This window comes from Cellulosilyticum ruminicola JCM 14822 (assembly GCF_001311925.1).
Lineage (GTDB): Bacteria > Bacillota > Clostridia > Lachnospirales > Cellulosilyticaceae > Cellulosilyticum > Cellulosilyticum ruminicola.
On the sequence record NZ_BBCG01000045.1, the window covers coordinates 20,974 to 30,493 of the forward strand.

Annotated in this window: 7 protein-coding genes; 2 read left to right on the forward strand and 5 right to left on the reverse strand. The window is 35.1% G+C overall.

The annotated features are described in order from the left end of the window. Positions 1 to 4 precede the first annotated feature (4 nt). A complete protein-coding gene (locus tag JCM14822_RS13360; protein ID WP_054742874.1) occupies positions 5 to 1,120 on the forward strand; it encodes a copper amine oxidase N-terminal domain-containing protein in 1,116 nt (371 codons plus the stop codon). A 38-nt stretch (positions 1,121 to 1,158) separates the two neighbouring features. Here the strand turns inward: JCM14822_RS13360 and uvrA are convergent, their stop codons facing one another. Both uvrA and udk read right to left on the reverse strand, forming a co-directional pair. After that, positions 1,159 to 3,990 carry an excinuclease ABC subunit UvrA gene (gene uvrA / locus JCM14822_RS13365; protein WP_054742875.1) on the reverse strand — a complete coding sequence of 944 codons (2,832 nt, stop codon included), beginning with the start codon at positions 3,988 to 3,990 and terminating at the stop codon, positions 1,159 to 1,161. A gap of 236 nt (positions 3,991 to 4,226) precedes the next feature. Continuing rightward, positions 4,227 to 4,844, reverse strand: coding sequence for a uridine kinase (udk, locus tag JCM14822_RS13370; protein ID WP_054742876.1), 618 nt, complete (start codon positions 4,842 to 4,844; stop codon positions 4,227 to 4,229). 233 nt (positions 4,845 to 5,077) lie between these two features. On the opposite strand from udk, the gene JCM14822_RS13375 reads away from it, so the two are divergent. Further along, on the forward strand, positions 5,078 to 5,923 hold the full coding sequence (locus JCM14822_RS13375; RefSeq protein ID WP_054742877.1) for a DegV family protein: 846 nt from the start codon (positions 5,078 to 5,080) through the stop codon (positions 5,921 to 5,923). 88 nt (positions 5,924 to 6,011) lie between these two features. Here JCM14822_RS13375 and uvrB read toward each other — a convergent pair whose 3' ends face one another. The 3 genes from uvrB to JCM14822_RS13390 form a co-directional block, all read right to left on the reverse strand. Continuing rightward, positions 6,012 to 8,000 carry an excinuclease ABC subunit UvrB gene (uvrB, locus tag JCM14822_RS13380; RefSeq protein ID WP_054742878.1) on the reverse strand — a complete coding sequence of 663 codons (1,989 nt, stop codon included), beginning with the start codon at positions 7,998 to 8,000 and terminating at the stop codon, positions 6,012 to 6,014. A 226-nt stretch (positions 8,001 to 8,226) separates the two neighbouring features. Continuing rightward, positions 8,227 to 8,544, reverse strand: coding sequence for a DUF1540 domain-containing protein (locus JCM14822_RS13385; protein WP_054742879.1), 318 nt, complete (start codon positions 8,542 to 8,544; stop codon positions 8,227 to 8,229). A gap of 119 nt (positions 8,545 to 8,663) precedes the next feature. Then, positions 8,664 to 9,404 carry a ZIP family metal transporter gene (locus JCM14822_RS13390; RefSeq protein ID WP_054742880.1) on the reverse strand — a complete coding sequence of 247 codons (741 nt, stop codon included), beginning with the start codon at positions 9,402 to 9,404 and terminating at the stop codon, positions 8,664 to 8,666. Positions 9,405 to 9,520: the final 116 nt, after the last annotated feature.

A 9,520-nucleotide genomic window follows, 5' to 3' on the forward strand; every position in this document is an offset into this window, starting at 1 on the left:
CACAATGAAAATGAGCAAAAAATATAAACGTATTTGCCTTGCCTTTGGACTTGGTACAGCACTTTGTGCAACTGCAGTTAGTGCAGCTAACTATACAAAAACAATCACTGCTACATATAGAAATATTGACGTAACTTATAATGGCGCTTCCAAAACATTAAGTGCAGAACCATTCTTAGTAGATGGTTCAACATATGTACCACTTCGTGCCGTAAGTGAAATCATGGGGGCAGATGTTAAATGGAATGGTACAACAAATACTGTTACAATCACAAACGCAGCTGGTAGTGCAGATAGCACAGCACTTGAGCAACAATTAGCAACTGCTAACTACCAAGTAACTACACTTCAACGTGAACTTGAAAATGTCAAAAAAGAACTTGAAACATATAAAACAAACAACAGTACTAACAACAGCAGTTCAACAAGCGGTACAGATATCACATCAGCTGAACTTACAGCAACTGAAAAATTCCTATCAGATACTTATGCCGATTATTTTGATGATATCTACTTTGATTTTGATATCACTAAAAAAGGAGCACGCCTTCAACTTGAAATCTCTTACTCTGACCGTAAAGATGATACTGCATTCCTTAAATTAAGAGAATCTAAAATAACAGATATGTTAGAAAGTGTATGTTCCGATATTTCTTCACGTCACAAAAACATTGATATCCAAGGTACAATTACTTATACAAAAAATGATATTGACCGTGCTACATTCTCTTATACAGCTAAAACAGGCCGTTTAAGAGCAACTTGTGGTCTTGATGTAGATTCAGTTAAAGAAACTGTAGAAGATAACCTTACAAAAATGTTTATTCAAGGTTATGCAAATAGTGCTGTTAAAGATGTAGACGTATCTGCAAATAACAGTAATTCAACAGTAAATATCCGCATTTACCTTGATGCTGCTGGTGACTCATTCACTAACGCTTGGAAAGTAGAAGAAAACAGAAAACAAATCCAAATTGACTTCCAAAGAGATTTAAAATCACTTTGTAATAAAATTGATGATGATACTGATTATGCTATTACAATTGATGTGTATACATTTAATTCATCAACATATCTTGCATCTTATGATTACAAATCAGATTCACTTTCATTAAAATAACCATAAATAAAAGGTTGTTGCCTAGGCAACAACCTTTTTTATTTCTCTAATATTTTCTTTAAAAAATGTCCTGTATAAGATTTTTCATTTTTAGCTACTTGCTCTGGTGTACCTTGGGCAATAATCATGCCGCCTCTTGTTCCACCTTCTGGTCCTAAATCTACAATATGGTCTGCCACTTTGATGACATCTAAGTTATGTTCAATAACAACTACCGTATTGCCCCCTTCTACAAGACGCTCTAAAATCCCTACTAATTTATGCACATCTGCAAAATGTAATCCTGTTGTTGGTTCATCTAAAATATAAATAGTTTTACCTGTGCTACGTTTACTTAGCTCTGTAGCTAACTTCACACGTTGTGCTTCTCCACCTGATAAAGTTGTAGAAGGCTGCCCTAAACGAATATAAGAAAGTCCTACATCTACTAATGTTTGGAGTTTACGTGAAATACTTGGAATGTTTTCAAAGAATTTAAGTGCTTCTTCAATTGTCATATTTAAAACATCTGCAATAGATTTATCTTTGTATTTAACCTCTAATGTTTCACGGTTATAACGTTTCCCTTTACATGATTCACATGGCACATAAACATCTGGTAAGAAGTGCATTTCAATCTTAATCATCCCATCACCTTGACAGGCTTCGCAACGTCCACCTTTTACATTGAAACTAAAACGTCCTTTTTGATAACCTTTCATTTTAGCTTCTTGTGTTTGTGCAAATAAATCACGAATTTGATCAAATACACCCGTATAAGTTGCTGGATTTGAACGTGGTGTACGTCCAATTGGAGATTGGTCAATGTTAATGACTTTATCTAAGTGTTCCATACCTGTTACTTCTTTATGTGGTCCTGGTTTTACTTTGGCACGGTTTAAATCTCTTGATAATCGTTTCAGCAAGATTTCATTAATTAAACTACTCTTTCCTGAACCTGAAACCCCTGTAATACAAGTCAGTGTTCCAAGTGGTACTTTTAATGTTACATTTTTAAGGTTATTAGCTTTAGCACCTGTTACTATTAATGTATGTCCATTACCTTTTCTTCTTATTGCTGGCACTTCTATTTTCTTGCGGCCACTTAAGTAAGCCCCTGTTTCTGACTTTTCACAAGCTAAAATGGTATCAATTGGTCCTGATGCAATAATCTCACCACCATGTTCTCCTGCTCCTGGCCCAATATCTACAATCCAATCTGCAGCATGCATGGTATCTTCATCATGTTCTACAACAATTAAAGTATTGCCTAAATCTCTTAAATGAATCAGTGTTTGAATTAATTTATCATTATCTCTTTGATGAAGTCCGATACTTGGTTCATCTAAAATATAAAGTACGCCTACAAGTCCTGAACCGATTTGTGTGGCTAAACGAATACGTTGAGCTTCTCCACCTGAAAGTGTTCCTGATGAACGGGCTAAACTTAAATAATCAAGTCCTACATCTACAAGGAAACCTAATCTTGCTTTAATTTCTTTAAGGATAAGTTCCCCAATTTGACGTTGTCTATCTGTAAGCTCTACTTCATCAAAGAACTTTTTAAGATCACCAATAGACATATGAGTTAAATCATTAATATTTTTGTCCCCAACTGTAACAGCTAAAGCTTCTGGTTTAAGCCTTGCACCTTTACAGCTGCTACATGGAATACTTGTCATAAGTGATTCATATTCTTGCTTTGTACTTTCTGAACTTGTCTCTAAATAACGCCTTTTGGTATTTTCGAGTACTCCTTCAAACGCATATTCATAACGTTTTGTGCCATATTCACCTGTAAATGTGAATGAAACCATTTCATTCCCTGTACCATATAAAATAATATGTTGTATTTTTTCTGGTAGTTCATTAAATGGTATATCTAAATCAAAATGATATTTGTCCATTAAAGCACTCATTAAAGCATAAGCATAGCTTTCTGGCTTAGCAATGGAACCCCAGCCAAGTACAGCAATTGCCCCTTCTCTTAATGTTAAGCTAGGTACAGGAATAACTAGTTCTGGGTCTACTTCTAAACTCTCCCCTAGTCCTGTACATACTGGACATGCCCCATGGGGATTATTGAAAGAAAATGAACGTGGTTCAATTTCTTCAATGCTGATATTACAATCAGGACAGGCAAAGCTTTCACTAAATTGCATTGGCTCACCGCCAATAACATCTACCACCATTAGTCCGCCTGAAAGTTTCATAACCGTTTCAATAGAGTCTGTTAAACGTTTTTCCATACCTTCTTTAATGACTACACGATCTACAACAATTTCTATAGTATGTTTTTTATTTTTATCTAATTGTACATTTTCCTCACTTAAGTCATATACTTCGCCATCAATACGGGCACGTACATAACCTTGTTTGCGGGCACCTTCAAGGACTTTTTCATGCATCCCCTTACGACCTCTTACGATAGGTGCTAATAACTGAAGCTTAGTACGCTCTGGTAAATTCATTAAAACATCTACCATTTGGTCAATAGTTTGTTTTTTAATTTCTTTTCCACATTTTGGACAGTGCGCAATCCCAACTCTTGCAAAAAGAAGTCTTAGATAATCATAAATCTCTGTAACTGTTCCTACAGTTGAACGTGGATTTTTACTTGTTGTCTTTTGATCAATTGAAATAGCTGGTGAAAGCCCGCTAATGCTTTCTACTTCAGGTTTTTCCATTTGTCCTAAGAATTGTCTTGCATAAGCTGAAAGTGATTCTACATACCTTCTTTGCCCTTCTGCATAAATTGTATCAAATGCTAATGAAGATTTTCCTGAGCCACTTAGTCCAGTAAAAACAATAAACTGATCACGCTCTAATTCTAAATCAACGTTTTTTAAGTTGTGCTCTTTTGCGCCTTTTATGACAATTTTATTTTTCATCTTTTCCCCGTCACATAAAGCTTTTAGACAATTGCCTATATAAGTCTTATGTCCTTTCTGTTTCTATACATTTTTATCAAATTAACACAATATTTGTTTCTATTATATCACAAGATGTTATTTTTTCAAACATGTGTTCGAATTTTTTCTACTCACCCACTTTGAAATGTTTTCTTTAATAGAATAACCATTTTTGCGCATAAAAAACACATGCAAAAATTTGCATGTGTTCTATCTTATTTGTCGATAAAGTTGCCTACTTGATCCATTAACATATTAAGGGCTACTGAATTAAATCCACCCTCTGGAATGATAATATCTGCACGCTTTTTGCTAGGGTCCACAAATTGTTCGTGCATTGGTTTTACTGTATTTAAATATTGATCAATTACTGAATCAATATCTCTACCACGCTCTTTTACATCACGAAGTAAACGTCTTACAATACGTACATCCGCATCTGTGTCAACAAACACTTTAATATCCATTAAGTCACATAATTCTTTATTCTCGAAGATTAAAATCCCTTCAACGATTACAACTTTAGCTGGTTGTACTTCTACTAATTCGTCAAGTCTTGTATGTTCAACGAATGAATACACTGGGTGCTGAATCGCCTGCCCACTTTTAAGAGTTCTAACATGTTCGATTAAAAGATCAGTGTCAAAGGCATTTGGATGATCATAATTTAATTTGGTACGTTCCTCATAAGAAAGATCTGAATTCGCTTTGTAATAATAATCATGAGATAATACTACCACCTTATCTTCAAAAGCTTCTTTGATTTTATATGTTAAAGTGGTTTTACCAGAACCAGATCCTCCTGCAATACCGATTATCATGATGTCTTCCATAGTATCCTCCAATTATCTCTTCTGTTTTAAGCTACTAGCCATTACTAGTTATCATATCATATTTCAGCGTATTTATCTACCTCTTTCCTAGCAAATTCCATGATATTTTAAGGAAAATATTGTCTGTAAGTGTTTCTATACTTTCTTTATTGTTTTTATAACAAAGTATATAATAAGAAAAATATGGTTATTATTATTTTTAACCAAATGAATTCTTTGTAAAGGAGCATACTATGATTAAAATTATCACAGATAGCACCTCTTATTTACCTTCACAATATATTCAAGAATATGATATTTCTATTGTTTCTCTAGGGGTGACTTGGCCAACTAAAACAGAACGTGAATGCGATGTTAATTTATCTACTTTTTATACTGAACTTGAAAATTCTTCCGAAATTCCAAAGTCCTCTCAACCTTCGCCAAACGAAATGTATCAGGCCTTTGAAAAATGTGTTAAAGATGGGCACATCGTTGTTGCAATTTTTTTATCCTCAGAAATGAGTGGTGCCTATAACAGCGCTCATCTTGTACGTGAAATGATTTTAGAAAAATATCCAACTGCACAAATAAAAATCCTAGATTCACGCACGAACTGTATGCAGCTAGGTTATATGGTCTTATCTGCTGCCCAGGCTGCCTCTTTAGGAAGATCTCTTTCAGAAGTTATTGAAGCTACCAATTTTACACTTACGCATAGCCGTTTTTTATTTACACCTGAAACACTTACTTATCTCAAAAAAGGCGGCCGTATCGGAAGTGCTTCTGCTCTTTTAGGTAACCTGTTGCAAATCAAACCAATTTTAACAGTTAATGATGGTAAAACAGATATTTATACAAAAGTACGTACTAAGAAAAAAGCCATTGAAGCACTTATAGATGGTTTAATGAAAGACTTAGAAACACATAGGCTATTAGGTATCACTGTACATCATATCAATGCTTATGCAGAAGGTAATACCCTTGCAGAAAAGCTCCAAGAGCGTTTAAATATTCATGTAGATGTTCAGGATATTGGCCCTGTCATTGGACTTCATGTAGGTCCTGGCAGCATTGGCATTGCTTATCACTATGCATAGTGTTCTATTTGTTATTCACATTAAAAAGGACTATATTACGGATAAAACCTACTATAGTCCCTTTTAATTTAAATTTCACCTAATTTGTCTATTTACTTAAATATGCCTGTTTAAGGGAAATAAGTTCATCACGAAGCTCGGCTGCTTTTTCAAACTGAAGCTCTGTAGCTGCTTTCTTCATGTCTTTTTCTACTTTCTTCATTGCTTTTTCTAGTTCTTCCCGTGACATAGATTCTGGATCTTTTTCAAGAGAACCTTTATATTTACTTTCTTCTACACCTTTAGTCGCTACGATAAGATCTCGCACTTTCTTCTTAACTGTTTTTGGTACAATACCATGAGCATCATTATATTCTTCTTGAATTTGACGACGTCTAGCCGTTTCAGACATGGCATTGGCCATAGAACGTGTTACAGTATCCCCATACATAATAACACGTCCCTCTGCATTTCTAGCAGCACGTCCTATTGTTTGAATAAGTGCTGTTTCAGAACGTAAGAAACCTTCTTTATCTGCATCTAATATGGCCACTAGTGATACTTCTGGTATATCTAATCCTTCTCTTAATAAGTTAATTCCTACTAATACATCAAATACACCCATACGTAAGTCACGAATAATTTCAATACGCTCTAATGTATCGATATCAGAGTGTAAATATTTTACCTTCACCCCTACTTCTTGTAAATAATTCGTTAAATCTTCTGCCATACGTTTTGTAAGGGTTGTCACCATGACTTTATCCCCTTTAGCTGTTACCTTATTAATTTCATCTAATAAATCATCAATTTGCCCTTTAACCGGTCTCAACTCAATGAGTGGATCTAATAAGCCCGTTGGACGAATAAGTTGCTCAGCTATTTGCACAGAATGTTCTAATTCATATTGTGCTGGTGTGGCAGATACAAATAATGACTGATTGATTTTTTTTTCAAACTCTTCAAATTTAAGAGGTCTATTATCAAGAGCAGATGGCAATCTAAAGCCATACTCTACAAGTACATTTTTTCTTGCACGGTCTCCATTATACATGGCACGTACTTGAGGAATTGTCATATGAGATTCATCAATCATCATTAGGAAATCATCTGGGAAGTAGTCTAAAAGAGTGAATGGTGTTTCTCCTTCTGCTCTTCCTGATAAATGTCTGGAATAGTTTTCTACCCCTGAACAATAGCCCATTTCCTTTAACATTTCAATATCAAAATTTGTTCTTTGTGTCAGTCGCTGCATTTCTAAAAGCTTATCTTCTGATTTTAGCTCTGCTACACGATCTATAAGTTCTGCTTCAATACGTTTAATGGCTGCTTCCATCTTATCTGCTGAAATGGCATAAAATGAAGCTGGGAAAATAACTACATGCTCACGATATCCTAAAACCGCCCCAGTTAAAGCATCTATTTCTGCAATACGGTCAATTTCATCTCCAAAGAATTCAATACGAATAGCTTTTTCTGACATGCCTGCTGGAATGATTTCCACTGTATCACCTCTTACACGGAATGTGGCACGGGCAAAATCCATATCATTACGCACATATTGAATTGCTATCAGTCTCCTAAGGACATCATCCCTATCCCTTTCCATCCCTACCCTTACGGATAATACTTGCTCTGCATAATCGATAGGATCTCCTAAACCATAAATACAAGATACACTGGCAATCACTATGACATCATCTCTTTCACAAAGAGCAGCTGTTGCAGAGTGACGTAATTTATCAATTTCTTCATTGACACTTGAATCTTTTTCAATATAAGTATCGCTTTGAGGTACGTAAGCCTCTGGCTGATAATAATCATAATATGAAACAAAGTATTCTACTGCATTATTAGGAAAGAATTCTTTAAACTCACTATATAACTGTGCTGCTAATGTTTTATTATGGGCTAAGATTAAAGTCGGTTTTTGTACCTTTTCGATAATATTAGCCATTGTAAATGTTTTACCTGAACCTGTTACCCCAAGTAATGTCTGATATTTATTACCTTCTATAAACCCCTGTACTAATTTTTCAATAGCTTCTGGTTGATCTCCCGTAGGTTTAAATTCTGAAACAATCTCAAATCTACTCATCCTACGCCTCCTTCTCTAACTCTTTTTACCAAACAAATGTTCTTATTCTATTTTATATAAGTTTACCACTAATTTCAAACCTTAATCACATTTTTATATTTTCTTTTAAACTAAAAAGGGAGCTGTAAATTACAGCTCCTACGTATAAGGATTTACCGATTTTTCCAACTTTGGTAGTCCTTACCCTATTAAAATTATCTCAAGATTATCTCAAAATTTTTAAAACTTAACTTTCAGGACAGAAACTTGCACAAGCTGTACCCTCTGCAGTATTTACGCCATAACCATTAACATCCACATAATCTGCATGGCACTTACAATTTTGATTATATGTGCATTTTTCTGCTTCACAAGCAATTTCAATCATATCATCTGGCGTCTGACTTACTGCATCCCTAGCATTTCCCTCTGCCTCATAAAAATTGTTGCAACATGTTTCATTAGAGGCAGATGCGTAATGCCCAGCCACATGAATAACCCCTCTACAGCAGCATTCTTCTTGATTATGCATACAAGCAGTAGCACTACACCTGAGTTTAGGCATCTTTTTTCTCCTTTCCTTTAATATTATTAATTTATAAATGTATTAACGCTTTTATTATTTACACAAAAAAAAGATTTATACTTCCTTTTAATGGTAGCTATTTACTAACAACTGCTTATTTAATGACTATGTAAAAGTAATAAAGCTAAAAGCATACCTATAATCGTTGCAATTGTAGTCATTCGTCCATTCCAAACCTTTTTGGCTTCCGGCATAAGTTCCTCACATACTACATAAACAATAACACCAGAGGCAATCCCTAATGTTGTAATAATATATCCCTCATTAATACCGCTGAGTACAAAACATCCCATACCAATGACAGCTTCTAAGACCCCTAAGACAATCGGCATAATTGCAACATATTTTAACTTTGTACCACCCTGCTTAAAAGCTAAAGCAAGTGCCATACCTTCCGGTATACTATGTAATGCTAATATTGTTGAAAACTGTATGACAGCCTCTACTCCAGTATGTCCCAAAGCACCTAGTGTAACCCCCTCTGGTAATACATCTAAAACCATGCCAATAGATAATGCAAGTCCCGCCTTACTTACCTTCGTTCCACTACGACTTAAGCTTACTTCAATACTGGGCACTGCATCGTCCATTAAAAGCCCTATACATCCTCCAATAATAACACCCACACAAACAAGTTCCATTCTTCCCTTACTTAAGGCCTCAGGCAACACATCAAAACAAATCATTGCCAGCATAAGTCCCGACGTTCCACCAAACATCATCCCCATAATCCGCTTATTTTTCATTTGCCACATATACAATATAAATACACCTACCATGGTTCCTAGTACTTTTCCAATAAACCCAATTCCCATCAGCTGCTGCAAAGCCTTCTCCATATCTCTATACACTCCTTCCTAATCAAAAAGCACCTCCCTATATAAATATGGACTTGCCACCACTTTAAGAACTCAAATCCCAAATTTAAATTTGGGCAATATAAAAAAGTGGCTCC

Coding starts and splice junctions, on each gene's coding strand:
- JCM14822_RS13360 (WP_054742874.1), top strand. CDS start 5: ATGAAAATGAGCAAAAAATATAAACGTATTTGCCTTGCCTTTGGACTT.
- uvrA (WP_054742875.1), bottom strand. CDS start 3,990: ATGAAAAATAAAATTGTCATAAAAGGCGCAAAAGAGCACAACTTAAAA.
- udk (WP_054742876.1), bottom strand. CDS start 4,844: ATGGAAGACATCATGATAATCGGTATTGCAGGAGGATCTGGTTCTGGT.
- JCM14822_RS13375 (WP_054742877.1), top strand. CDS start 5,078: ATGATTAAAATTATCACAGATAGCACCTCTTATTTACCTTCACAATAT.
- uvrB (WP_054742878.1), bottom strand. CDS start 8,000: ATGAGTAGATTTGAGATTGTTTCAGAATTTAAACCTACGGGAGATCAA.
- JCM14822_RS13385 (WP_054742879.1), bottom strand. CDS start 8,544: ATGCCTAAACTCAGGTGTAGTGCTACTGCTTGTATGCATAATCAAGAA.
- JCM14822_RS13390 (WP_054742880.1), bottom strand. CDS start 9,404: ATGGAGAAGGCTTTGCAGCAGCTGATGGGAATTGGGTTTATTGGAAAA.